This window comes from Mariniradius saccharolyticus AK6 (assembly GCF_000330725.2).
Taxonomy (GTDB): domain Bacteria; phylum Bacteroidota; class Bacteroidia; order Cytophagales; family Cyclobacteriaceae; genus Mariniradius; species Mariniradius saccharolyticus.
The window spans coordinates 106,482-131,493 of sequence record NZ_AMZY02000019.1 but is presented as its reverse complement, the minus strand read 5'-3'; the positions used below and the strand labels follow the sequence as shown (position 1 = coordinate 131,493).

The window sequence follows — 25,012 nt, the reverse complement described above, 5'->3', positions numbered from 1 at the left end:
ACCGGATCCCAGGACTCGTCCAGAAATGGGAATAAAAAAAGTAGGGCTAAAAAATTTAAGTTTTAGAATCCCTACCTACTTAATGATCTGCTCGATAAAAAGTAAATGCGAAAAGTCGCTTAATCACCCATGTCAAAAATAGAGGAAGCACAAATAAAAAAAAATACCCTGTTTGGGGTATTTTTTCATTTATTTCAATAAAAATCTGATGATTAATTTACCTTTTTCTGTTAAAATATAATTATTTCAATATGCCTTGAAATAATTTCATGATAGCCTCTGTCTAACAGTTGTTATGTACCGACTTTGGCCAATACTTCCGATGCCGTATCCTCCATGTGCATCGACCGCATGCCATACTGCATTTCAAGCACTTTCTGCCAAGTCAAAATCTGCCTCAAGCCTTCCATATTTTCTTCGGCAAAAAAACCGAAGTTGTGGGGATGCCACCACAAGTGATAAATCTGCCCGGATTTTGCCGCCGCTTCCATCTCGTCTTTGATGCGCGCGATTCTCCGCCGATGCAAAATGGAATCCCCCTTGTATGGCCTCAACAATCGTGACGCAGGTAGCCGCACGGGTCGGGATGGGCTTAACGAGCTTTTTGGATAAAAACTCTGTTTTCCAAGCGAAATCAAAGTGTCACCTGTGCGAAATATCCGCTTGACCAAGGTTTCCTCCTCGGTATGCTGCCAAAACCAATCAGAAGGATTGGACCGGACAAACTCAAAACCTTCCTCCCCGGCGATTTGAACCGATTGCTCGTCATATTGATTTCGCGGGAATACCAGGCTTTTCAGTGATTTACCAAACTTCTCCTGCGAAATCCTGACCGCAGCCTTCAGGTCCATTCGGAATTGCTCATGGTTTTGGCCTTTCTCACAAGTATAATAATGGGAAAAGGTATGGCTTCCCAATTCCTGACCGGGACAGTCCAGTATTTGTCTCACCAAGTTGGGGGCAAAGAGGGCCTCACTCGGAAGGTTTCTTTGGCTTTTCACCCAAGAATAGGCCGAAAACTTATCAAGTTGGTAGCTTGGAAAAACGGCCGGACTGAAGTGGTTCCATTCTTCGAGGCTTTCTGCCATCAGACTGCCCACGGTCGCCCAGGTCACACGAATTTTGTTTTCCTCAAACAAGTCCAAAAGCCTCGGGATAACTTCTCGGGTTTGGGCATAGTATGCTTCATAGCCACTCAGGGGATATTTGTCAAAACGTCCCCAATGCAGCTCAAAATCCAAAGAAATGGTCAAAATCCCGGTATTCAATCGATTATCATTATTTGGCGAAAAAAGTCAATCCTTATCCTTTCCTGCAATTATACTTTTTATTCGCAATACGACTAACATCCAAAATGAAAAATACCAAAATATCATGTAGGTGCTTTTCATACGCATGATGATGCCGAGGTTGTTGAGGGTCAGTCCATATACCACGCACATACCCAGGCAAACGAAAAGGGCAAGAATCAGAAATTTGGGTAAAGAAGCAAACAGCTTGGATTTTGGAATAGAAAAAACTGCGAAAAGACCTGAAATCGTCAATGCCAGTCCAACCATATTCTCTAGCGCCGCAGCAAAACTCCAAAAATCCGATGCCTCCCAGATATTTGGCCTAAATAACAGCGCCCAAAACCGCTGCAACCAATTGTATTCCGCCATAGGAATCTCGGAACTGGCTCGGAATCCTGCCAAAAAATCAAGCTGCGATGCGCTAAACTGCTGAATAGACGCCAGAGATATGTCCTCCAAATGCATCATGACTGAGAGTTTCCGAATACCCAGACTTCCAGCCAATAATCCAATGAGCCCAACCAAGGCTTTTGTTTTTAGTCCCAAATTCCGATCCGCCAAGACAAATACGAACGATACCGAGCCCAAAACGATCCCGAACGCCGGTCTCACCCAAAATGCCAACAGCAAACCAAAAACGGCAATGAACCAGTTTACCCGCAAAGAGGAAAACCCTTTCAAAACCAAAGCCAGACCAAGCAGCAACCATGCCTCCTTGCCGACTCCGGAAGACCAGAAGTGAGCATTAGGCAAAAAGAGAATCAACCATCCAGATGCTACCAGGACGCGATTGCCCGAATTCGCTATGAAGGGCCGCATTAGGGAAAAAATCTCCCGAAATCCAAGCCATGAAATCCCGGCATACAGTACATTCCCAAACCAAAATTCAAGCCCAAGAACCTTGGAAGGCCAATAATGGAGCCATTGGAGAAAAAATGTCCCGTGTCCCCAATAATCCGTCCAATTCACTGGGTTTTGGGAAACATCTGCCTCCAAGGACCAGTACCGAACAGCATCGCCACCATGTTCCAGCAAATACCATGTGAAAACTCCAGCAAACAGCATGTGATAGCCATATAAGACCTGCAGTAAGGTCTTTTCCCAAGGCAGGAATCCACGGCTGTTGCCGAACTTCCTGTTCCAGAAGTACAGCCCCGTCAAAATCATGAATGTGAGAAAAACCTCAAGCATGGTCGGGAAATTGAAAATCGAAAGGTTGGCAGTCAAAGAAATCTATGTGCTCATCATCCCCAAGAAAAGGATTCCAAATCCAAACATCGGGATTTTGAAAGTATTTCCAATCTGTACCCAATGGATGCGGTTGACTGACAAAAATAATCCCAGCATTGACGCAAAAAGGTTCTCAACAAAAAGAAACTATTTTGCTTTTCACTATACATTTCTTATTTTGCTTTCATGGCAGGAGGAACATCGGCTTTCAACATGATTCAATCCATTCGGAACAACCTTTCCTTGAAAAGCCCCCGAAGGAAGATGAAGCAGAATCCTTATTTGGGTCCAAAAAGGAATAAAGACGCCCAGAAAATCCAACTGAACGAGGGAATCCTGCATCGTATTGCCCAAAAGGATCGAACAAAAATCTTCCGACTTTTTGTCTTTCTTGGTCTCGGATTGTTTCTTTTTGTCTGTTTGCTGGCTTTATCGGTACTGCTATGATCGGATTCGGAGCGATGTCGGCCATGAACCAGATGATCAAAAACAACCTTGATCTTCTGAAAAAAAGAAATCGGCTTAAGGATAATCCCTTTCTCCCTGCGGGACCGGAAGCCGAACTGCGCAACTCCACAAACTACGATGAGTTGATGGCGCACAGGTTTGCGCGCAAGGAATATATCCAGCGGCTCAGTTTTTGGACAAGGGTTTTCATTGCAGCAGTGATTGTTTTGGCGATCGTCTTCTACTATTTCTAAGTGCCAAACCGACGTTCTTCTTGAATTAGGACCCTTGTTTTGAGTTTTTCGACATTTCGGGCATACTTTTGCGCAAAGATCTTTGTTGTCCATGTTTTTCTACCTTTCGCAGTTCCTCAGTTTCCTCGCGATGCCATTGACTTTGGTTTTGTTGTTCTTGGCCTTCGGCTATTGGAAGCGAAAAAAACCACTTGGGCGGAAAAGCATCCTCCTCGGTATCCTGTTGCTGTATCTTTTTTCCAATCAATTTTTGGCAAATTCCGTGATGCGCTGGTGGGAACCTGAAGTGGTGGATTTCAATGATCTTGAACATCACGAAGTCGGCATCATCCTGACTGGCGTTACCAATATCAACAAGTCTTCCGGTAAACGCACTTTCTTCGCAAGGGGTGCAGACCGCGTCACGCATACACTCCAACTCTATCGCTTGGGGAAAATCGACAAAATCCTCATCACAGGCGGTCTGGGACTCGACCCAAGCCAAGATACCCCCGAAGCCCAACTGCTCAAGAATGTCCTGCTTCTGGCGGAAGTCCCTGAAGATTCAATCCTGCTTGAGCCTTTGGCAAAAAATACCCGTGAAAATGCGCTTTTCAGCAAGCAATTGCTCGATTCCTCGGGATATCCAAGTCAACAAAAACATCTTTTGATTACTTCAGCTTCGCATATGCCACGGGCGAAAGCCTGCTTCGACAAGGTGGGCCTTCAGACCAGTATTTTCCCCGTGGACTACTATGCAGAAGACCTGCGCTTCAATATCCCCGTGCTTTTATTTCCTGATCCCCAAGCGATGCTGATGTGGCACAAGCTTTTCAAGGAATGGATTGGCATTGCGATGTATAAGGTGGCGGGGTATATTTAGGAATTTAAAAATTGGAAAATTGAAAGGTTGGGAGTTAGGAACCCATATTCAGTTTCTTCGCAATCGCGTTTCTGTAATTACCTAGAGCATTGGGATTTGTAAACAAAAACAGGTACGGCTCGATCAGTTCAAGTTCCATAATCCAAAACGTATCCCCAACCCACGCTCCGTCAATCCGTGCATAGAGTTTGTCCGCAGCAAATTCATCCGCGATCTTTTGGATATAGGAAAGTTCAGAACCGACCGGCAGCCAAGGGTGGATTTCCCCGCCGAAGAAATGCTGCACCCGGAATTCGCCTTTCTGGGGGCTTTTGAGTACGGCGTGGGAAAATTTGCCATTGAAAAAAATATAGGAATACTCCCCCACTTCGGCAATCTGCGGCACGAAGGGCTGCAACATCATCGCTTCCTCCCAAACAAGTCGCTTTATCTCTTCCGATTCCTGTCCCCACGTTGCCTTGCCCAATTTCAAAGTATTTTTCGCGCCCCCGCTGACTCTGGGTTTTAGGACCAACGTATCGGTTTGGAAACGATCAAAGACAGGTTCCAAATCAACTTCTTCACCTATTGCAAGAAAATGGGTGGGCACAATGGGAAAACCCTTTGCCTCAACATCAGCCAGATACCTTTTGTCCGAGTTCCAGATTACCGTCTCTATATCGTTCAAAACCGGTATCCTAAGACTTTGAATTCTCTTGCACCAAGACAAAAACTCCGGATATCGATCGAAATAATCCCAGGGAGACTTCATCAAAAGGTGGCTGTATTGGCTCCAATCGACGTTTTGGTCGGACCAAACTTCGAAGTTGAATTCTACGCCCAACTCGCGCAGGACGCTTTCGACGAGTTTGTCTTCGTCCACAACATTTTCGCCATGATTGGCCTCAGGAGCATGGTAGGTAATGACAGCAACTTTCAACATTGACAGGGGCTTTTCGGCCGCAATGTTAGCATTTTATTTTGCAGGTTCGGAAAATACGGGCGATTAATCCTATTTTTGGGCTCCCATAGCCATGAAGAAAGAGAAATTAGTCATTATTCCAACCTACAATGAGATCGAAAACATCCGGGATATTTCCCAGGCGGTGATGGCATTGGCAGGGGATTTTGAACTTTTGGTCATCGATGACAACTCTCCCGACGGTACCGCAGCCGAAGTCAAAAAGCTCATGGCAGAGTTTCCAGAGCGGATTCATTTGATCCAGCGAACAGGAAAATTGGGTTTGGGAACTGCCTATATCACAGGCTTCCATTATGCCCTTCAAAACGGTTACCAATACGTTTTTGAAATGGATGCGGATTTTTCCCACAATCCAAATGACCTGATCCGCTTGCATGAAGCGTGCGCCAAAGAGGGCTTTGACCTTGCGATCGGTTCACGCTATATCACCGGCGTAAATGTGGTCAACTGGCCGATGGGTAGGGTCTTGATGTCCTTTTTCGCCAGCAAATACGTCCAGTTTATCACGGGAATGCCTATCAAGGACGCGACTGCGGGTTTCAAATGCTACCGGGCACATGTATTGTCCACGATGGAATTGGATAAAATCCGCTTCATCGGCTATGCGTTCCAGATCGAGATGAAATTCACGACTTGGAAGCTTGGATTCAAAATCAAGGAGGTTCCGATCATTTTTACAGACCGTACCAAAGGAACATCCAAAATGAATACGCGGATTTTTCGGGAGGCAGTTTTTGGTGTGATTTACATGAAAATCAGGAGTTGGTTTCGCAAATACCCCCTCAGTCAAACCGAATCGATTTGATCGGCTGGATATTGGAAATCAACATGGCAGGAATGAATAGCACCAGCGAAGTCACGAGCAGCACCGCCAGATTCAACAGCAAAAACACCGGCCAATTCCAATCAATCGGCACAAAGGCCATGTAATAACTCATCGGATCCAACTGAATCACCTTCCATCGATCCTGAATAAATCCGAAAGCAATTCCAATCGCATTTCCGATTAGCAATCCTTTGGCGATGATACGAACGCCGTTCCAAACAAAGATTTGCCTAATCTGCTTGTTTCTCGATCCAAGGGCCTTCAAAATCCCAATCATCTGCGTACGCTCCATGATCAGGATAAACAAGATCGACACCATGTTGAAGGCCGCCACGAAGAGAATCAAGCCCAGAAAAATATAAACGTTATTGTTCAGCAACTTGAGCCAGTCAAATATCTCGAGGTACTTATCCGTCACCTTGATCAGCTTGAGGTCATAATCCAAAGCGTCATACAATTCCTCTTCCATCGCGTCCAATCTGCCAGGTTCATGGACAAAAATCTCGAAACCACCCACCTGATCTTCCTTCCAGCCATTGAGATTTCGGATCATTTGAATATCGCCGAGGATGATCTTGTCGTCAAAGTTTTCGAGGAAAGTCTCATAAATGCCCACAATCTCCAACCTCCGATAGCGGGGCGGCTCCTGCACAAAATACATCGTGATACGGTCCCCTACCGAAAGGATCAACTTGTCAGCAATCTTTCGGCTGATGATCACCTCATTGCTTGCGGCGGTGTCCGAAAACTGTGGGAAGCGGCCCTCAACAATCGAATTTTTGAATCCCAGCGTGTCAAAATCCCTTCCCACACCTTTCATCAGTACCCCCTCGACCTCCTCGTCGCCTTTGAGCAAACCGGGTTTGTGGGCATAGACCTGTACATGTTTGACCAAAGGATTGTTGGGGAAGTTCTTGAAAAAGTCACCGTTCACAGAGATTGGACTTTCCTCAAAGGCGTTGCCAGCGACAAACTTTTGTGCCTGAAAATGCCCGGTAAATGAAAAAACCTTCTTCGATATCTCTTGCTGGAATCCACCCAAAATCATGAAGGAAATCAGCGAAACGATGATCCCAATCGCCACCGAAGCAACCGCAATCCGATGGATGGTGCCGGTAAAGCCACCTGTCCCCTTAAAGCTGATTCTCTTGGCAATGAAATAGGAAAGATTCAACGAATTCTTTTATTTAGGTCAATCGATCTGCAAAGTAATCATGAACACCTTGAAAATACTCATCCTAGCGGCAATTTTGTGGCAGGCTTCTACATCATTTCAATCCAACACTATCGGCATTCCTGAGTCTGGAGAACCGGCAGCTCCCATCCTTACCGCCGCCGACCAACCCGAGCTTTACCTGCCCTTGTTGAAAGGAAAACGCGTAGGCCTTATCGTGAACCAAACCGCCGTGTTGACCAGTCGGGACAATATGCATTTGGTCGATTTCCTAATGAAAGAAGGCGTCACGATCGCCAAGGTTTTTGTTCCTGAGCATGGATTTCGTGGGCAAGCAGATGCGGGCGAAGTCGTAAATTCCGAGATTGACAAGCAAACTGGTTTGCCGATCGTTTCCCTCTATGGCAATAACAAAAAGCCCTCGGCGGAAACCCTGAAGGATGTCGATATCCTTATCTACGATCTTCAGGATGTGGGCATCAGGTTTTATACCTATATCAGCACCATGCACTACGTGATGGAAAGCTGTGCTGACAACAAAAAACCACTGCTGATCTTTGATCGACCTAATCCGAACGGAGATTATGTGGACGGACCTGTTTTGAAACCTGGATACGAAAGCTTCGTGGGCATGCACCCGATTCCGGTAGTCCACGGTCTGACCGTCGGTGAATTGGCCAAAATGATCAATGGTGAAGGTTGGCTCAAGGGAAAAGCCAAAGCGGACATCCAAGTGATTCCCGTCAAAAACTGGAACCATTCCATGCATTACAGCCTCCCCATCAAACCTTCGCCAAATCTACCCAATGACGTCGCAATCAGATTGTATCCTTCCCTTTGCTATTTTGAGGGGACGGACGTTTCCTCGGGAAGAGGCACCTACTATCCATTCCAAGTATATGGCTACCCTGATCCGAAGTTTGGTGAATTCACCTTCACCCCGGTAAGCATTCCTGGCATGTCCAAAACCCCACCCCAACAGGACAAAAAATGTTACGGCAGGGACCTGCGCAATACTTCCCTTGACCATCGTTTTACTCTAGAATACCTGCTGGAAGCATACAGGATTTCTGGAAAAAAAGAGAAGTTCTTCAACACCTTCTTTGACAAACTGGCCGGTTCCGACCAACTCCGCAAAGATATCCTAGCAGGGAAGTCCGAATCAGAAATCAGGGAAAGCTGGAAAAAAGAATTGGAATTGTATAACATTTTGAGATCGAAATACCTCCTTTATCCGTAAAAGGAGTCAGGGCTTTGTTTTGCCCTTGTTCAAATTTTTCCACTTTAAACCTTTTCTCTTATGTTACTCAAAAGACACCTTTGGCTGGCAACGCTACTCTTGGGATTATTGCTGACCACCGCCTGCAACGATGATGAAGAACCTGGAATTCCGGAGATCGTTGCTACTTGGAATTTCAACAGTTTGGATTTTGACATCAAAATAAACGACAAGCCGCTCCTGGATTTTCTGATCGACGATTTGGATTATACGCCGAGTGAAGCAGCAGTACTCGAGGCATTCTTGAAAGGAAGCATTGAAAGCGAGCTTCCGCTCAATAACTCAACAATCACTTTTACAAACGACGGCAAATACGAAGTAAAGGAAAACGGGACCGTACAGGACTCCGGCACTTATGAGCTGAATGCTGCGAAGACCATTTTGAAATTGACTTCGGGAGGCATCACAGATGAAGTGGAAGTCTTGGAACTGAACCAAACCCGCTTGGTAATCAAGTTCTCCGAAGTTGATAACGATGACATCACAGAGGATGGGATTCCCGAAAAGGTCCAGGTCGATGTGACCGTCCGGTTCACAAAGTAACAATGGTTACAGATTTGAAGCCTCTGAGAAACGGATATTCAGCGAAAAAACAGCTAAACCATGGCATTTGTAATCAACAAAACGCTCAGAGGAATACCTTTCGAAAAGGCCAAGGAGAAAACCGTCGAAAACCTGAAATCCGAAGGATTTGGAGTCCTAACGGAGATTGATATCCAAGCTACAATGAAAAACAAATTGGGCAAAGAATACCGTCCCTTTGTGATTCTCGGAGCATGCAATCCAAACTATGCCGACAAAGTGCTCGGTATCGATCCACACATCAGCGCCTTTCTACCTTGCAATGTCACGGTGCGTACCCTGGAAGATGGAAACGTCGAAGTCGCGGCAGTTGATCCGATTGCGGCCATGGGCGGGATTGGAATTCCCGAAGTGGAACCCTTCGCGCGGGATATCTATGAAAAACTGAAACGAGTGATAGGTAGTCTTTAAAAATTGAAGCCGGGAGATTTTCCCGGCTTTTTTGGTTAGAAGTTGAATCCAATACCTAGATTGACCGAGTTGAGTAGTCCATCGCGGTAGAATCCGTTCATTACGTACATCAATTCGTAATCCAGGTTGAGAAACAGGTTGCCACTGGTGTTGTACTGCAGGCCCGCGCCGGCACCAAAGTTCAACCCTGAGTCCTTTCCGGTAAACGTGGCCAAGGTACCTTCCCTTTTGATATCGGAAAACTGGAATCCAAGTACGCCTTTCAGATAGGGTTTGAAGTTTCCCTCTCCAAAGAAAAATCTCGGCGTAAAGTAAATCGGAACCGTATTCACCGTGTACTCATTGCCGTTGTTATTGGCCACGATACTGACGTAGCTCGCGGTTACGCCATACGCCACCCAGCCGCCAGCTGGCTGATACTCATAATTACCATTGATTCTCCAGCCAGAACCGTTGCTGTTGGCGTCCTCGATGTTTGCAAATACGTACCCACCACCAAATTGAACCCGGCTTTGTTGGGCAAAAAGGAAGGAGACAGGCACTAGTAAAACAAGTAGAAGAATGAGCTTTTTCATAGATAGTTTTCGTTTTTTTTGACAGAGAAAAGGTAAACAATTCACAGCCAGAAAAGCATGATAAAAGTCAGTAATCCAAGTATTTTCACTTAGTCCCACAGAGTTAATTCGACAGCCCTTTCCAGTTCCTCTTCGGCCATTTCGACCAGATTTCCAGCTTTCATATCCAAGTCAGGAAGGCGAATCCATTTGTCAAACCCCGAACCGGGAATTTCCGACCCGGAGGTGATCAGGGCGATTTTCTTTTGGTGTTTTTTGGCCAGTTGAAGCAACTCGTAGCAGCCCTTCCCGCCTTCCGACTGGCCGTCATATTTGCCTTCTCCAGTGATTACCCAATCGGCATCTACCAACTTTTCTTCCAAATTCGTTTTCTCAAAAAACCACTTGGCTCCCATTTGCATTTCAACCGGAAAGAACAAAGACAAGCCAAGCGCAATTCCTCCCGCAGCGCCGAAACCCGCTTGGTCGGTAAAAGCCTTTCCTGATTTCCTGATCAGCATTTCCACGATCCTCGCCAACTCCGACTCAAAAGCAGGAATATCGGCAATGGAAAGGCCTTTCTGAGGCCCAAATACGGGTACAGCACCTAGCGGGCCAAAAAAGGTATTCTGCACATCACAAAGACAGGTAAACCGAATTGGATTTTTTTGGATCGGTGCTTGCACATGTTTGATTTTCGAGAAAAAGCCATCCGAGAATACCGGGATTTCCCTGCCTTTTTGATCCAGAAAAAGAAATCCCAAAGCCCTCAGTATCCCCGTTCCCAAATCTACCGAGGCCGAACCACCCAAGCCCAGGACAATATGGACTGCGCCGTTTTTTATGGCATCCACGATAAGTTCCCCTGTTCCAAAAGTACTCGCCACCCGCGGATTGCGTTCTTCAGGCTTGAGGTGCCTGATACCTGAGACTGTCGAAACGTCCAAGTAGGTTGTTAGATTTTTCGGGTCCAAAAAATAGTATCCATGGACAGGCCTTCCCAAAGCATCCAAAGCCATACAATCCACTTGCTGCAATCCCAGCGCTTTTCCCAGCAGAAAACAAGTGCCATCTCCCCCATCGGCAATCGGCAGTTTGTCGATGATCGCATTGGGTGTTTTCCCCAAAATTGCATCCGCGATCAAATCCGCCGCACGGTCCGCTGCGATCGTACCTTTGAAGGCATTGGGGGCAATCAGAAACTTTTGGCGGCTAGCCATTGCCAAAGCGCTTGAAGTAATCCTTCGTAGCAGCCTTCACCCTAGGAGCGAGGTAAAGCGTCGAAATCATCGTCGGAATCGCCATGATGGCATACATCGCATCAATGAAACTTACCACGACGTTCAATGATACCACCGCACCAAACACAATCGTGACCAAGTAGAAGTAATTGTAATAGTTGGCCTTGTCGGCGCCGAAAAGATAGTTGAAGCATTTGTGCCCGTAGTACGAATAGGTGAACATGGTGGACAACGCAAATGTCAGTACCGAAAGCATCAACAGATATTTGCCAATTCCTGGTAAGCCCATTTCAAACGCAGCCAAAGTCAATGTCACCCCGTCGTTTTCCGTGGACTCCCAAACGCCCGTAATCAGTATCACAAATGCAGTCAAGGAACAAACGACGACCGTGTCGATAAAGGGACCCAACATCGCGATCATTCCTTCCCGGACGGGCTCATTGTTTTTGGACGCGCCATGCACCATGGGTGCGGTACCGATTCCCGCTTCATTGGAAAAGGCCGCACGCCTCGCCCCGATCACCATCACAGCACCAACAGCGCCTCCCATGACAGCATTTCCTGTAAATGCATCTTCCAAAATCTGCCAAAAAACCGCTGGAATCTTGTCATAAAACTTCAACATGATGATCAAGACGGTAGCAAAATACACCACCACCATGAATGGAACCAACTTGGAGGCAACCACAGCAATCCTTTGAATACCACCCAAAATCACGACTGCCACTGCCAGCATCATACCGATACCGAGGATCCACTTGGTGGTATCCCCTGCATCCAATCCATACGGTTTGAGCAATACGGTCCGCGTCACCTCCGTCAACTGATTTGCCTGGAAAATCGCCAACAAACCAAGGACTCCTGCGACGCAGAATAGTATAGCCAAAGGCTTCCACTTCTTGCCCATTCCGTGCTCTATCACATACATCGGGCCGCCTTGGACTACGCCCGCGCTGTCTTTGCCCCGGTACATGATCGCGAGGCTACAGGTAAAATACTTGGTGGCCATCCCGACGAATGCGGATATCCACATCCAAAACACTGCCCCCGGCCCGCCCATGTTGATGGCAATAGCAACACCGGAGATGTTTCCGAGACCCACCGTCGCCGCAATGGCTGCAGACAAGGCCTGTCGGGAAGAAATCTGCCCGGGGAGGTTTTGGTCGTCGTACTTACCACTGACGACCTTGAGTGCATGCCCAAAATACCTAAACGGCACAAAACCGGAATACACAAACAGTATAAACCCTCCGCCCATCAGCAGGACAAGCATCGGCGTATCCCATATCCAATTGCTGAATTGAATGATAAAATCTCCCATTTTCTTCTTTAAAATGAATAGGCATATTAAGGGCATTTTTTGGAAAAGGCAAATGGCACCCTTTGCACCGGCACCTAGAAAGAAAGTAAAGACACTTTCTAAGACTCAATAAACCTCACCATTCAAATTGAAAAATCTTACAATTTTCCAATCCTCAAATCCAATTCAAAATCCTTCGAACCTAGCAACCTTTAAACCTCCAATCCCCTACTCCTCCACGCCTTTCCCAACCCAAAATTGCCTGCTGAAATAGAACTGATAAGGCCAGCCTTTTTCCCGCAGCTGCAGCGGTTGGTAGACAAAGGCCTCCTTGGGGCCATAAGAATCGTGGAGTCTGCGATCGTCGGTAAGTAGGGCCTTTTCCCATTGGCCGTCGATCCGCACGGCAAGGTCCATCCACTTCGAAGCGGGAAACTTGGCCAAATCGAATCCTTCGTAACTGCCCAACAAGTCCTCCGCCAAGGACCAAGTGGATTTAAACCGGTAAGAAGCATCTTCTTGGATCACGATTTCGGCCCCATCATGGACACTGCGGACGTATTGGAGGTAATTTTTCAGCAAGGCAATTGCCGGATTTTTGATTTGATCGGTCGAAAAGTCCGTTGGCAGCAGACTCGTCACCACGCTTATTTTTTTCCTTGCCCTCGTGATCGCCACATTGAGGCGGTTGAGGCCACCCTTTTTGGATAGCGTCCCAAAATTGGCAATCAACTTACCTTTCTTGTTTTTGGCGTAGCCGATGCAGAAAATCACCCGATCAAACTCATCCCCTTGTACATTCTCGATGTTTTTCACGGCGATCCTATCGATATCCACAGTGCCGTCTTGAAGCAGGAGTTCGTGGATAAATTCCATCTGGAAATAATTGAAGGTGATCACGCCAATCGTATCGTCCGGGTGCTGCTTTTGACTTGTCTTCACCCGATGCAAAACCTCATGCGCTTCGACCTTATTGGTTTGCTTTTCCCAAATCCCATCGACCTTGATCCATTCGAAAGGGATTTCCTTGGCATTGACAGACTCCCGTGTTGGCAGCATTTGGAGTTTGTTTTCATAAAAGTGCTCATTGGAAAAATGAATCAATCCCAAGTGCCGACTGCGGTAGTGTCCTTGCAGCCAATATTTCTGAAAATAGGCCGAACAGAGTTCCAAGAGCGATTCCGTTTCGGATTCGATGCCCTCATCTTCCGTCTCCAACCGCACTTGGTAAAGGTCATAGGGTCGTAATTGATGCGTATCGCCCGCCACCACGACCTGCTTTCCACGCAGCATGGCAGGTAGGCCCCGCTCGACATAGCATTGGGATGATTCGTCAAAAATCACCAAATCAAAAGATTGATTTAGTGGAAAAAGTGCTGAAACGGTCTCGGGGGAAGCCAACCAACAGGGAATCAACCTGAAAATCTCCTTCTCAAAATGCTCCACCAGATGCCGAATGCTCCAAATGCGCTTCTGCTTGCTGACCTGATGGGCCAAATCACGGTACGTGACCCGATTGCCGAGGCGGTTGTACTCCAAGTTTTTGTAGGTATTTTCCCGCAACCTAATCTCGGCGATGTAGCGCGAAAGCTGCCATTTGGATTCGACCGACTCCATAAATTCCTCTTGGAACTGCAAGGGCTTGGGACCACTCGTTTCCTGCAGTACGGGGTATTTTGCCTCGATGTGGCCAATCCAAGCCAGTTTGAGACCTGCCATAAACTTGCCCCGAATCGCTTCAAAGTCCTGCCCGGGATACGTTTTCAGCAATCGGTCCATCAACTCGATCTCGGTCTCGCTCAAAGTCGCCCTGAGGCGATCAAAGGCAACCAAGTCATCGAAACTCTGCCCGATATCCTCCAAGACAAACTCGAAAAAGGCATTGTCGGAATGTGAAACCAAATGCTGGATCTGCACCTTGCTGAGGTACAATGACCAATAGGGGATCTTTTGCTCAAATTCCTCAATATGCCGCAAGAGCATCCCAATCCGCTCAAGAAGTTGGGTGGAAGAATTCGTTTTTTCGTACAAGAACTTAGCCAGAGTACCAAAACTCCATATCAGTTCCTTTCCCCCGATAGCCCGGCGGTAGAGGTGGGAAAAATGCTGGAACTGATCGGCGCTGAATGGTTTTGCTGGCAAGTCCAACCAAGGCTTCTCAGCCAAAATCGTGTAGTAGTGGTTGAGGTTCAGCCTGTTTTCCAGCCTTTTGATCAGCAGATCGATGCCTGAGCGGTTGCTGTCGAGGTCATTTTCCATTAGCAGGCGGTACACCTCGTGGAAGCGCTTTCGCCCAAACAAATCCGGCAAAAGCTTTCGCCAGCCTCTTTTCTTTTCCCTGAAAAGCAAGGTCTGCTGCAAGAGCTCGTCAGCTTCATTGTCCTTGCTGTACCATTCGATCCCGTTTTCGTCAAACAACAGGAAGATTTTCTCAAGATGCTCTTCCAACCATGCCCGATCCACCTGGTCCTTTACAAGTTCCCGCAGGTTCCAAAACACCTCCCAGATTTCCTTGTCTTTAGCGAGTTTGGTGAGCTTGACTAACGTTTCCTTTTGCTCGAAAAATGAAAACAAAAACGACAAGTCAAAGGACTCCAAATGGGCAAAGTCGGCCTCAAAAGCAGATTTCAAAGCCGCTATCTCCCGGATTACTTCTTTGATGCGATTGGAAACCGAGGGAGAAAAAGCCCCGAAATCTACCCTGTGCAGCCAAAAAGAATCGGTGGATTGGAATTTTCTGAAATAGTATTGGTATTGGCTGAGGTTGCGGACAAATTCACCGGCCTTCTCGGCCGGAAACTTCCGGTAGTGGTGCGTCATGTCGAAGAACTCCTCATCCCGCTTGGAACCCAAATAGAGTTCCTTGATCGGTACGCCGCATTCCTCGGTATTGAAGAGTGCTTTTTTGAGTGAGGCGAAGTATTCCGAATGCCCCTCCACCAAACGGGAAAGCCGCGAAAACTCCCGCTCCAGTTGGATGGCGTCAATACCGATATTCATTTCCTTGTAGGTATCGACGGCTAGGATTTGGTTGTGGATCTTTTTGTACAAATCCTTCCGATCGGCACGAAAATCATGCACCAAGGCCAAAAAAGGCCCAAATCCGATTTCATCCAGGCGTTTGTAAACCACATCCAAAGCGGCCCGCTTCTGGGAAACGATCAAAACTTTTTTCCCTCTCGATATATAATCGACCGCGAGGTTGCTGATCAATTGCGACTTGCCGGTACCCGGCGGCCCCTCCACGACACAGGACCTGCCTTCCCGAACTGCGCGCACCACTTCCTCCTGACTGGCATCCAAAGGGAACACGGTGTAAAGTTGGTCTTCGCGGACGGGGGTGTTTTTTTCCTCCTCCGCAGAAAAATACCTGTGGAACAACTCCTCCAAATCGGCACCCTCCTCTCCTGCAAGCAATTCCCGATAATCATCGATCAAAAAGCTAGTTTTCTGGGAAAACTGGCCGAGAACCGCATAAGGCTTCAATTGGAGCTTGCCTATTTGGAGCCTGTCTTCGTCCAGTGATTTGGCACTGTCGGGGAAAGGCAAAACCTTCTCCTCATACAGGTCCGTACCGAATTGTAGGCTGAAATGCTCCTTGACCAATTCGTAGAGCTCATTTTTGAAAAGCAGGGGATCATTTGAAAAACCCTCCAGGGGATTGTCCTCCCCGATGAAACCCATCTCCTTTCCATAAGCCTGTGCATAGACCAAGAGGAATGCAGGATTCAAAAAGGGCGCATCGCCAAGGTCTTTTTTCAGAATCCAATGATTCCCCTCCAATGCCAAGCTTACCGGAAAGAACATCAGTGGGCAGCGGATTACTTGGCCCTCCAACGTTTTGCCCTCGATAAATGGCCATGCTATGTAAAGGCTTCTCTCGCCCGTTTCGGCCTCTGCCATTTGGGCCAAGTGCGACAAACGTTTGAGTCGTTGGGAAAGGGTATTGACATTTTTGTCCCTCGGGTCGGAAAAAGGCAAGAGCTGGATTTCCTTTTTGCGCCCGATCAAGGATTCGATGTATTGATAGGCGGGATGCTGGTTGAGAAAATCAAAATCCTTCAGGTCGATCATTTGACTGGGAACCAATCGCGGCAGGTAAAGGGACCTGTTGCGGCTGGAAAGATCCACCAAACGATTGAGGTAAAGCTGAAGGGTATCTTTGAGCATTGTTGCAGGTTACTTGAAAGGCGAATCCTTTTCCTTGGCCATGTGGTTGTACGCGATGCCATCCATGATTCCTGGCATCCATTTGTTGAGGAAAACGGCGAGTTTGCCTTGTCGGGTAAGAACCAGGTCACGTTTGCGCTTGAGGGTTGCCGTGACTATCGCGTCGGCCACTTCCTCGGAAGTCATCATTTTCTGCTCATCGCGCGGGGATTCTCCCTGGACCGACCCGTCGGCGGTGAGGGCGCTGTTGCGGATATTCGAAGCTGTAAATCCCGGTGCGACCACCAAGAGGTGCACCCCACGCTTCATCACCTCGGTGCGGAGGGATTCGAAGAAACCGTTCATGGCGTATTTGCTTGCTGTGTAAGCTGTTCGGGCGGGCGTACCGCGATAGCCATTAATGGAGGAAATGCCGATAATGGAGCCCTTGTTTTTGATGATCTCGGGAAGGCAGAATTTGGTTGCATAAACCGTTCCCCAGAAGTTGGTGTCCATGACCTTGCGAAACACATCCAAATCCAGGTCCTCAAAGAGGGCCCGCATGGAAATACCCGCATTGTTGATCAGGATATCGATTTTTCCAAAATGCTTGATTGCCGCTTCGGCCATTCTCTTGTTGTCTTCCTCCGAACCTGCGTCCGCCAAAATGCCGACCGCGTCGATCCCTGCTTGTTGGAGTTTGAGGAGCGAATCATCCAATTTGGCTTGGTTACGGCCGGTAATGAGGATCTTCGCACCCTCTTTGCCAAAGGCAAAAGCGCAGGCTTCCCCGATGCCCGAAGTGGCGCCGGTGATAAGGACGACTTTATTTTTGAATTTCATGAAATGCAAGTTTGCAGGTAAAGATAGAAGTTGAGGGGGAAAGAAAGGGTGAAAATTTGAGGATTTACGCCTCATAATGGTAAAAGCCAAATGATCGTCGATTTGATTGTGGGAGTCAGACATCTTCATTTTTAGGTGGGAAAAATATTCACGACCATCTGCATCATTCAAAACCTACACCTTACCTCCCAAATAGGCATCCCCATTCCCCCTTTTTACCTATTTTTGCGGCCATGTCGAGAAAGATGAAAAACAAGGTGATCCACAACCTGAGGATCGAGCGGATAGCGGCGGAAGGAAAATGCGTGGCCCATCACGAAGGCAAGGTGGTCTTTGTACAAAACGCGGCTCCTGGCGACCTCGTGGATGTGCGCATCAACCGTGGCAAAAGCTCCTTTATGGAAGGCGAGGCGATTCATTTCCATGAATATTCCAAAGACCGTGTAGAGCCATTTTGCGGTCACTTCGGCATCTGTGGCGGCTGCAAATGGCAGCACATCCACTACGATCTCCAAATGGACTACAAGCGCCAGCAGGTCGTGGACCAGTTTACTAGGATCGGAAAAGTGCCCATACCCGAAGTAAATCCCATCATCGGCTCGGCACAAACCCAATACTACCGCAACAAGCTCGACTTCACTTTCTCCAATAGCCGATGGCTTACGCGAGAGGAAATCAACTCGGGAAAGGAGTTTGAAAGGAATGCCCTTGGCTTTCACATCCCCAAGATGTTTGACAAAATCATCGACATCGAGCACTGCTATCTGCAAAGCGAACCGTCAAATGAAGTAAGAAACAGCCTCAAGGAGTTTGCCCTAAATGAAGGCTTGAGCTTTTATGACTTGCGAAACCAAGTCGGCCTTTTGCGCAACCTGATTATCCGCACGACCAGCACGGGGGAAAGCATGGTGATTGTGCAGTTTGGGGAGGATGATCCGGAGGGCATCGAGAAGGTGATGGCATTTCTGCATGAAAAATTCCCAAGCCTCACCTCACTCCTTTATATCATCAATCTCAAAAAAAACGAGACGTTCCACGACCAAGAGATCGTCACCTATGCCGGGAAGGATTACATCGAAGAAGAAATGGAAGGACTGAAATTCAGGATCGGGCCTAAGTCTTTTTACCAGACCAACTCGCTGCAAGCTTATGAACTGTACAAAGTGGCAAGGGAATATGCGGGCCTGACAGGCGAGGAAGTTGTGTACGACCTTTACACAGGAACGGGCACGATTGCAAACTTCGTCGCCAAGCAAGCGAAAGAGGTCATCGGCATCGAATACGTCGAAGCGGCCATCGAAGACGCCAAGCTCAATTCCAACATCAACAATATTTATAATACACGCTTCTATGCGGGCGATATGAAGGATATCCTGACACCCGCATTCGCTTCCAAGCACCCCAAACCCCATGTGGTCATTACCGATCCGCCAAGGGCCGGCATGCACGAAGACGTCGTCAAGATGCTACTCCAACTTGCTGCCCCGGTCATCGTGTACGTAAGCTGCAACCCGGCGACCCAGGCCCGGGATATTGCCTTGCTCGCAGAAAAATACCAAGTGGAAAAAATACAGCCCGTGGACATGTTTCCACAGACCTATCATGTCGAAAACGTTGTACGCCTAAGACTCAAACCATGATTTCAGATTTCAACGATCCCGAACTGAGCGGGAAGTACCTCGGTACCATTACCAAGGATTTTGTGAAGATTTCCGATATACTGAAGGAAGCTTCCTACCAAGTACGCAGCAGGAAATTTTCCGATTTCCCAATCTTCCCGATTTCAAAAGAAATCCAGCCCATAGGGCAATTGCTTTTGGGAAAAGAGGACAAAAACCTCGATTGGAACTATTACATCACCTACGTGGATGAGTTTGTACAGCGGAAGCTCATCGCGGATGAGCTTTTAGAGGATTTCCAAAAGGCCTACAAAAACCCAGATGAGTTTTGTTGCCTATTTGTAATGGATGGGGTTTTTACCAGTTTCGTGTACATTCCCTATCCTGAGGATTAAAAATTTAAACTTCATCAATACCAAGGTGGATCAGGAGTCCACCTTTTTTCTTTTCCGCTGGTAAGCCATATTGATTCACTTACAAAAAGAGAAAAATATAATCGATTGCAAACGATTGCAATCTGAATAAAAGATGCATATATTAAGGTTTGCTTTTGCGGCCAAAGAAAATTTCAATGTATCGGCTCTTTGCCAACATTGGTTTTGGTTCACGAAATCACAAAATCAAACCTATACAATGAATCCAATCAAGCCATCAGACATCTCTACTCTCGTGCTGCAACTCAGCGAAGGATGCGAAAGGTCATTCAGCTTGTTATTTGATTTTTTTGCCCCTAAAATCCTCAATACAGCAAAGAAAATGGGCCTTGCCCAAGAGGATGCCGAGGAATTGCAGCAAGAGGTTTTTTTGGTGATTTGGAAAAACCGCGCCCAACTCAAAGCTGATTTGTCTTTCAATGCCTACCTGCTTACGATCCTCAAATCTATGATGATCAAAAAAGCACAGGCAAAAGCGCGGAAAGTAGCCTACGAAAAATATTCGCTCAAAATGTTCCAGGAGGAGACGCGCGAAACGGAGAATGAACTGGAATTTTCCGAAATGGAGCAGTTCTCGTTTTCCTTAATCCAAAAACTTCCCAAAGCCCAGAAAGAGGTTTTTATGATGAAAACCGCAGAGGATATGCGTGCAGTTGACATCGCCAGCCGGTTGGGGATTTCGAAACGAACGGTGGAAAGCCATATTTATGCCGCAACCAAACGGTTAAAGGAAAAGCTCCTCAGCGAACATATCCTCACAATCAAGTCTATTGTAATAGTGACCTTCTTCCAAATTTTCTAATGCATTAAGCAATAAATACCCCTTGAAACGCCATCATTAGAAAAAAAATCGATTTTTTTTTGATCCTGATCTAAGTAATTCAAACCACCTGTGGCTATATAATAGAAACAGGAATCCATGAAATACAGCCAAAGGGATATAAGAAAGTTTTTTGAAAGGAAACTTTCCAGAGAAGATGCCAAATTCATGATGGATTGGATCAACTCTGCCGAGGGTGAGGCTCAAATGGGTTCCATGATCGAAGAAGTTTGGAAGGAAGAAAATCAAGTAGTCGACATACAAACTCCAAAAAGAAAGAACCTAAACAAAACCCGTGGTTTTGTTGATCCAGATACGATCAATCCAACTCTTCATCCCCAAAAGCAAAAACTATTCATAGTGTGGTTTGGAGTAGCGGCATCTCTTGTCCTGCTTACTGCCTTTGGATTTGCATTTTTCTCGTTAAACCCGACTCCATCAGAACCCCCGATTGCTCATGTCGAACCAATTGCCCCTTCCATAAAGGAGACAGCGCCCGGACAAAGGAAACTCGTCGTGTTACCTGATGGCTCGCGGGTAACCTTGAACGCCGACAGCAGGATCAAATACGGACAGGATTTCAGCACCAACAGGGTGATTGAATTGGAAGGCGAAGCATTCTTTGAAGTGGTGAAAGATGCTGCACATCCTTTTTCAGTGGTCAGCCACGACCTGACTACGACCGCGCTAGGCACAAGCTTCAACATCAAAGCCTATGGTGCCGAAGCACCGGTACAGGTGACCCTAGCTACAGGAAAAGTAAAAGTCGAGGACAATCTGCCATTGACACCCGCAATCGTAATGGACCCAGGGGAGGGCGTTCGATTCGATCCAAAAACCTCCGAAATCTTGAAATCAAAAGTTGATTTGAAAGGAGCCCTTAGCTGGCAGGACGGCATTCTGCACTTCGAAAAAGTCCCTTTCAACGAAGTCTTGACAGAACTTGAGCGATGGTACGGAATCCAGTTTGATGTACCTACAAGGACAAATCTGCCCACTTATCGGTGTTCGGGGACATTTGGCCCCAACGAGTACCTGAGCAACGTCCTCGAGGCATTGAGCTATTCCGTTGACTTTACTTATGAAATAAATGCGAAAAATGTAATGCTGGACTTTAATCCAAACAAGCCTATGAAACATCAAGAGAAACCTTCCTAACGGAACAAACCACAACAAAGCGACCTACCAGCCCACGGTCAGGCCGGCTTCGAACACTAATAGTTTGACAATAACCCAATCTGAACATGTTACAAACATTACCAAAAAAAATGAAAATGGTCCTGCGAGGCTCCTTACTAGGAACCCTGCTGATGACGATTGTATGCGGTGCAACCTTTGCACACGGCGATTTGGTCCAGATAAAGAGCATTGATGAAGTCTACATCGAACTCAACATCAAAGAAGGAAAACTGGAGACGATCCTTAATGCCATCGAGGAAAAGACAGATTACAGCTTTTTTTACACCGAAAAATCCATCAGGGACAATGCAAACCTCGCACTTTCCACTACAAGTGGATCGGTAGCGGATGTCCTTTTGGACATTGCAAGCAAAAAAAGCCTGCATTTCAAACAAGTAAACAACGTAATTAGCGTCAAGGCGCTTTCGCCTGATATGGGTGAAAAGAAGATCGATATCAGTGTCGATCGCGCGGATGTTGAAGTCAGCGGAACTGTGAAAAACGCGGCAGGTGAGACTTTGCCTGGTGTAGCGATTTCCGTCCTTGGCACCACGCTTGGGACCGTGACCGACATCGATGGTAAGTACAAAATCAAAGTTCCTGAGGGCTCGACCTTGGTGTTTTCCTACATAGGTTTCGCATCCCAAAATGTGGCGATCGGAAACAGAACGGTGGTTGACGTCGTGATGCAGGAAGAAACCAGAGCGCTTGAGGAAGTGGTTATCGCCGCTTTGGGTATCCAAAAGTCTTCTAGAAGCATCGGTTACTCAGCTACCAATGTGGGCTCTGATGATGTCACCATCAACCGGACTCCAAACTTCATCAATGCCTTGCAAGGTAAAGTAGCCGGGGTAAATATCACTTCACTCGGAACAGGTCCTGCGGGAACTTCCAAAGTACGTATTAGGGGGCAGTCTTCTATAGGAGGCCAGAATAACCCACTGATCGTTGTCAACGGTATTCCGATCGACAATACCAACTTTGGTTCTAGACCAGGCAACCTCGGAGCTGATAATTCATTTGGCCAAAGAGGCGGCGGTGGTGTCACGTCCGACGGTGGCGATGGTCTCAGCAGTATCAACCCAGATGACATTGAAAGCATGACCGTGCTGAAAGGTGCCGCAGCATCTGCCCTCTATGGCTCGAGGGCAAAAGACGGTGTCATCATGATCAACACCAAAAACAAAGGAACTGCAAAGGGAATCGGAGTCACCTATAATATCAACCACACAATCGAGCAGCCGCTGGACTTTACCGATTACCAATACGAATACGGACAAGGTGAAAATGGCGTGAGACCTACCACGCCCAACCCTACATCTGGACAGTGGTCTTTTGGAGAAAAGTTCCAACCTGGAATGACACAGGTGTTGTTTGACGGAGTAACAGTACCTTATGTTCCGGTTAGAGACAGAATCAGTACTTTTTTCAGAAATGGTCAAAACACGACCAACACAATCATGCTCCAAACCAGCAACGATAAGGGCGGCATGAGTTTTTCTTTCGCCGACCTTAACAGCAAGGGTATCGTACCAAACAATACCTACAATAGAAAGACCTTTAACTTCGGGTTCACTCATGACTTCCATAAAAAATTAACATTTAGTGGAAATATTAACTATTCAATCGAGAGAAACAACAATCCGCCAAACGTAGCGGATCAGGACAACTCTATTCCCACCGCGATCTACAACATGGCCAATTCCATGCCGTTTGACGTGTTGCGGGACAATGCTTTTGACGCAAACGGCAACGAAGCAGTCTACTCAAGGTTCCGGAACCGAACCAACCCCTATTTTACCTTAGCCCGTCAGTTCAACGAGATCAAGCGTGACAGGGTATTTGGAAACCTAACCGCAATCTACCGCTTCACAGATTGGCTTTCCATTCAGGGACGCGTCGGCCAAGACTACTGGTCAAGGACACAAAAGGTGAACAACTTCCCAACAGGTCAGGCTTCCCGTGCTCCAGCCCCCGCCGGATTTGTCAACGGTCTTATGACCCAAGAAGCAAGAACGTTCAGGGAAGTGAATGCTGACGTCATTTTGTCTGCCAACAAAGAATTTGGAGACTGGGCGGTAGATGCAAACGTTGGTGGCAACTACATGAAAAGGACGTCCGAACTTCAAAGCACACAGGTGACCGATTTCGTGATTAGAGACCTCTACACCGTACAAAACGGACGCGCCAAAGACCCGATTTATGACTTCGTCGAACGGGGCGTAAATTCTCTTTTCGCTTTTGCTGAAGTATCCTACAAAAAATACCTGTTTGTCAACGGTACTGTTAGAAATGACTGGTTCTCCACTCTTTCTCCTGAAAACAGAAGTATCCTTTACCCATCCGTGTCAGCGAGCTGGGTGTTCACAGAAAATACCGGAACCAACTCTTGGTTCAATTTCGGAAAGCTTAGGTTGGCATATGCAGAAGTAGGTAGCGATTCAGATGTCGCTCCATATTCCAACGTGCTCTTCTATGGTATCAATGCCAACCTTTTCAACGGCCAGCCAGTGGGACAACCAATCGGAAGTACCCTTCCTAACCCGAACCTCAGACCAATGAGGGTGGCAGAATCGGAAATAGGTATTGACGCGAAGCTCTTTCAAGGCCGATTGGCGGTAGACTTGGCAGCCTACAATAAGATCACCAACGACCAAATTGTAAGTGCGCAAATCTCCGATGCATCAGGCTTTATCAATACCTCTATCAACAGCGGAAGTAGCCGCAACAGAGGTGTGGAAGCATTGATCACCGGTGTGCCGATCGAGAAAGGTGATTTCACATGGGAATCCTCCTTCAACGTCGCATATAATAAAACCCTGGTACTTAGCCTGCTGACAGACACTCCGGGTGAAAGAATCACCGTAGGTAACCACGTCTTCAACGGCGAACTCAGACAGGTCGTAGGTAAAGAAATGGGCCAGGTGACTGGATTTGGTTACAGAAGAGACGACCAAGGTCGCGTGATTTTTGGGGCCAATGGACTTCCTTTGAGAACGCTTGACATGGTTGAATTTGGAAGCGCCCTACCAAGATGGATCGGTGGTTTCACAAACTCGTTCAACTACAAGCAATTCAGCTTTTCATTCCTCATTGATTTCAGACTTGGAGGTGTAATGATTTCCGGCACCAACTTCAATGCCGTGAGACATGGATTGCACAAAATGACCTTGGAAGGCCGTGAAGGTGGCGTCGTTGGCGAAGGTGTCAATCAAGCGGGTGAACCCAATACAGTCGTTGCGCCTGTTCAGCCCTATTGGGAAATCGTAAGGTCACAGGGCCTTGTCGAGCCGATAGTTTATGATGCAGGATTCTGGAAATTGAGACAGGTGACTGCGGGATATGACTTCACAAAGTTCATTCCTGAAAATTGGCCAATTTCTGCCGTCAGGTTGAACCTAGTGGCCAACAATGTCTTGATGTTGAAAAAATGGGTGGACAACATTGATCCTGAGTCTTTTGGATTTACCTCAGACAACCTTGTCGGTATGGAAGCAACAGGCTTGCCAACCACAAGAGGGATAGGTTTCAACCTCAATGTTAAATTCTAAATAG

General features: G+C 47.0%; 21 protein-coding genes. 12 read left to right on the top strand and 9 right to left on the bottom strand.

Features of this window, described 5'->3' with window-relative positions:
- Positions 1-293: 293 nt before the first annotated feature.
- Together C943_RS18220 and C943_RS18215 are read right to left on the bottom strand one after the other, a co-directional pair.
- Entirely contained in the window at positions 294-1,268 is a 975-nt protein-coding gene (locus C943_RS18220) for a polysaccharide deacetylase family protein (protein ID WP_008630812.1), read from the bottom strand.
- A gap of 27 nt (positions 1,269-1,295) precedes the next feature.
- Positions 1,296-2,483 (bottom strand): hypothetical protein, encoded by a 1,188-nt coding sequence (locus C943_RS18215; protein WP_008630811.1) that lies wholly within the window; start codon positions 2,481-2,483, stop codon positions 1,296-1,298.
- Here C943_RS18215 and C943_RS18210 point away from each other — a divergent pair.
- The 3 genes from C943_RS18210 to C943_RS18195 all read left to right on the top strand — a co-directional run bounded on the left by C943_RS18210 (position 2,464) and on the right by C943_RS18195 (position 4,085).
- A complete protein-coding gene (locus C943_RS18210; RefSeq protein ID WP_157198606.1) occupies positions 2,464-2,739 on the top strand; it encodes a hypothetical protein in 276 nt (91 codons plus the stop codon). The two genes, C943_RS18215 and C943_RS18210, sit on opposite strands and share 20 nt — an antisense overlap.
- Before the next feature lie 226 nt (positions 2,740-2,965).
- Positions 2,966-3,223: a hypothetical protein gene (locus tag C943_RS18200; RefSeq protein WP_008630808.1), complete on the top strand. Its 258-nt coding sequence runs from the start codon at positions 2,966-2,968 to the stop codon at positions 3,221-3,223.
- A 91-nt stretch (positions 3,224-3,314) separates the two neighbouring features.
- Positions 3,315-4,085 (top strand): YdcF family protein, encoded by a 771-nt coding sequence (locus C943_RS18195; protein WP_008630807.1) that lies wholly within the window; start codon positions 3,315-3,317, stop codon positions 4,083-4,085.
- Positions 4,086-4,119: 34 nt separating this feature from the next.
- On the opposite strand, the gene C943_RS18190 is transcribed toward C943_RS18195, so the two are convergent.
- Positions 4,120-5,007: an ATP-grasp domain-containing protein gene (locus tag C943_RS18190; RefSeq protein WP_008630805.1), complete on the bottom strand. Its 888-nt coding sequence runs from the start codon at positions 5,005-5,007 to the stop codon at positions 4,120-4,122.
- Between the two features lie 91 nt (positions 5,008-5,098).
- Between C943_RS18190 and C943_RS18185 the strand changes: the two genes are divergently transcribed.
- A complete protein-coding gene (locus C943_RS18185; protein WP_008630803.1) occupies positions 5,099-5,851 on the top strand; it encodes a polyprenol monophosphomannose synthase in 753 nt (250 codons plus the stop codon).
- On the opposite strand, the gene C943_RS18180 is transcribed toward C943_RS18185, so the two are convergent.
- Positions 5,829-7,046: an ABC transporter permease gene (locus tag C943_RS18180; RefSeq protein WP_040481261.1), complete on the bottom strand. Its 1,218-nt coding sequence runs from the start codon at positions 7,044-7,046 to the stop codon at positions 5,829-5,831. The genes C943_RS18185 and C943_RS18180 overlap by 23 nt on opposite strands.
- A 40-nt stretch (positions 7,047-7,086) precedes the next feature.
- Between C943_RS18180 and C943_RS18175 the strand changes: the two genes are divergently transcribed.
- Genes C943_RS18175 through C943_RS18165 form a run of 3 tightly spaced genes read left to right on the top strand, consistent with a single transcriptional unit; the run spans position 7,087 to position 9,318 of the window.
- The gene (locus tag C943_RS18175) at positions 7,087-8,286 is read left to right on the top strand and encodes an exo-beta-N-acetylmuramidase NamZ family protein (RefSeq protein WP_008630801.1); all 1,200 of its coding nucleotides are present in this window, start codon (positions 7,087-7,089) and stop codon (positions 8,284-8,286) included.
- 60 nt (positions 8,287-8,346) lie between these two features.
- Positions 8,347-8,868 (top strand): lipocalin family protein, encoded by a 522-nt coding sequence (locus tag C943_RS18170; RefSeq protein ID WP_008630800.1) that lies wholly within the window; start codon positions 8,347-8,349, stop codon positions 8,866-8,868.
- 60 nt (positions 8,869-8,928) lie between these two features.
- Entirely contained in the window at positions 8,929-9,318 is a 390-nt protein-coding gene (locus C943_RS18165) for a DUF302 domain-containing protein (protein ID WP_008630799.1), read from the top strand.
- 35 nt (positions 9,319-9,353) lie between these two features.
- Here C943_RS18165 and C943_RS18160 read toward each other — a convergent pair whose 3' ends face one another.
- From C943_RS18160 to C943_RS18140, 5 genes are all read right to left on the bottom strand, one after another.
- A complete protein-coding gene (locus C943_RS18160; protein WP_008630798.1) occupies positions 9,354-9,893 on the bottom strand; it encodes an outer membrane beta-barrel protein in 540 nt (179 codons plus the stop codon).
- 89 nt (positions 9,894-9,982) lie between these two features.
- Positions 9,983-11,092 carry a glycerate kinase family protein gene (locus C943_RS18155; protein WP_008630797.1) on the bottom strand — a complete coding sequence of 370 codons (1,110 nt, stop codon included), beginning with the start codon at positions 11,090-11,092 and terminating at the stop codon, positions 9,983-9,985.
- Positions 11,085-12,434, bottom strand: coding sequence for an alanine/glycine:cation symporter family protein (locus C943_RS18150; protein ID WP_008630795.1), 1,350 nt, complete (start codon positions 12,432-12,434; stop codon positions 11,085-11,087). Before C943_RS18150 ends, C943_RS18155 begins: the two co-directional genes overlap by 8 nt.
- 207 nt (positions 12,435-12,641) lie before the next feature.
- Positions 12,642-16,583: an AAA domain-containing protein gene (locus C943_RS18145; RefSeq protein WP_008630791.1), complete on the bottom strand. Its 3,942-nt coding sequence runs from the start codon at positions 16,581-16,583 to the stop codon at positions 12,642-12,644.
- 9 nt (positions 16,584-16,592) lie between these two features.
- Positions 16,593-17,405 (bottom strand): SDR family oxidoreductase, encoded by an 813-nt coding sequence (locus C943_RS18140; RefSeq protein ID WP_008630790.1) that lies wholly within the window; start codon positions 17,403-17,405, stop codon positions 16,593-16,595.
- A 233-nt stretch (positions 17,406-17,638) separates the two neighbouring features.
- Here C943_RS18140 and rlmD point away from each other — a divergent pair, with 233 nt between their 5' ends.
- From rlmD to C943_RS18110, 5 genes are all read left to right on the top strand, one after another.
- The gene (gene rlmD, locus C943_RS18135; RefSeq protein ID WP_040481259.1) at positions 17,639-19,045 is read left to right on the top strand and encodes a 23S rRNA (uracil(1939)-C(5))-methyltransferase RlmD; all 1,407 of its coding nucleotides are present in this window, start codon (positions 17,639-17,641) and stop codon (positions 19,043-19,045) included.
- Entirely contained in the window at positions 19,042-19,419 is a 378-nt protein-coding gene (locus tag C943_RS18130; RefSeq protein WP_008630788.1) for a hypothetical protein, read from the top strand. Before rlmD ends, C943_RS18130 begins: the two co-directional genes overlap by 4 nt.
- 238 nt (positions 19,420-19,657) lie before the next feature.
- On the top strand, positions 19,658-20,260 hold the full coding sequence (locus tag C943_RS18125) for an RNA polymerase sigma factor (RefSeq protein WP_008630787.1): 603 nt from the start codon (positions 19,658-19,660) through the stop codon (positions 20,258-20,260).
- 117 nt (positions 20,261-20,377) lie between these two features.
- Positions 20,378-21,436 (top strand): FecR family protein, encoded by a 1,059-nt coding sequence (locus C943_RS18115; protein ID WP_008630786.1) that lies wholly within the window; start codon positions 20,378-20,380, stop codon positions 21,434-21,436.
- 110 nt (positions 21,437-21,546) lie between these two features.
- On the top strand, positions 21,547-25,008 hold the full coding sequence (locus C943_RS18110) for a SusC/RagA family TonB-linked outer membrane protein (protein ID WP_008630784.1): 3,462 nt from the start codon (positions 21,547-21,549) through the stop codon (positions 25,006-25,008).
- The last annotated feature ends 4 nt before the right edge of the window (positions 25,009-25,012 follow it).

Bases quoted from the DNA above. Each gene is read 5' to 3' on its own strand.
- C943_RS18195 (WP_008630807.1), top strand. From the start codon at position 3,315: ATGTTTTTCTACCTTTCGCAGTTCCTCAGTTTCCTCGCGATGCCATTG.
- C943_RS18150 (WP_008630795.1), bottom strand. From the start codon at position 12,434: ATGGGAGATTTTATCATTCAATTCAGCAATTGGATATGGGATACGCCG.
- C943_RS18140 (WP_008630790.1), bottom strand. From the start codon at position 17,405: ATGAAATTCAAAAATAAAGTCGTCCTTATCACCGGCGCCACTTCGGGC.
- C943_RS18185 (WP_008630803.1), top strand. From the start codon at position 5,099: ATGAAGAAAGAGAAATTAGTCATTATTCCAACCTACAATGAGATCGAA.
- C943_RS18215 (WP_008630811.1), bottom strand. From the start codon at position 2,483: ATGCTTGAGGTTTTTCTCACATTCATGATTTTGACGGGGCTGTACTTC.
- C943_RS18115 (WP_008630786.1), top strand. From the start codon at position 20,378: ATGAAATACAGCCAAAGGGATATAAGAAAGTTTTTTGAAAGGAAACTT.
- C943_RS18155 (WP_008630797.1), bottom strand. From the start codon at position 11,092: ATGGCTAGCCGCCAAAAGTTTCTGATTGCCCCCAATGCCTTCAAAGGT.
- C943_RS18110 (WP_008630784.1), top strand. From the start codon at position 21,547: ATGAAAATGGTCCTGCGAGGCTCCTTACTAGGAACCCTGCTGATGACG.
- C943_RS18125 (WP_008630787.1), top strand. From the start codon at position 19,658: ATGAATCCAATCAAGCCATCAGACATCTCTACTCTCGTGCTGCAACTC.
- C943_RS18130 (WP_008630788.1), top strand. From the start codon at position 19,042: ATGATTTCAGATTTCAACGATCCCGAACTGAGCGGGAAGTACCTCGGT.
- C943_RS18145 (WP_008630791.1), bottom strand. From the start codon at position 16,583: ATGCTCAAAGATACCCTTCAGCTTTACCTCAATCGTTTGGTGGATCTT.
- C943_RS18165 (WP_008630799.1), top strand. From the start codon at position 8,929: ATGGCATTTGTAATCAACAAAACGCTCAGAGGAATACCTTTCGAAAAG.
- C943_RS18170 (WP_008630800.1), top strand. From the start codon at position 8,347: ATGTTACTCAAAAGACACCTTTGGCTGGCAACGCTACTCTTGGGATTA.
- C943_RS18175 (WP_008630801.1), top strand. From the start codon at position 7,087: ATGAACACCTTGAAAATACTCATCCTAGCGGCAATTTTGTGGCAGGCT.
- C943_RS18190 (WP_008630805.1), bottom strand. From the start codon at position 5,007: ATGTTGAAAGTTGCTGTCATTACCTACCATGCTCCTGAGGCCAATCAT.
- C943_RS18200 (WP_008630808.1), top strand. From the start codon at position 2,966: ATGATCGGATTCGGAGCGATGTCGGCCATGAACCAGATGATCAAAAAC.
- C943_RS18160 (WP_008630798.1), bottom strand. From the start codon at position 9,893: ATGAAAAAGCTCATTCTTCTACTTGTTTTACTAGTGCCTGTCTCCTTC.
- rlmD (WP_040481259.1), top strand. From the start codon at position 17,639: ATGTCGAGAAAGATGAAAAACAAGGTGATCCACAACCTGAGGATCGAG.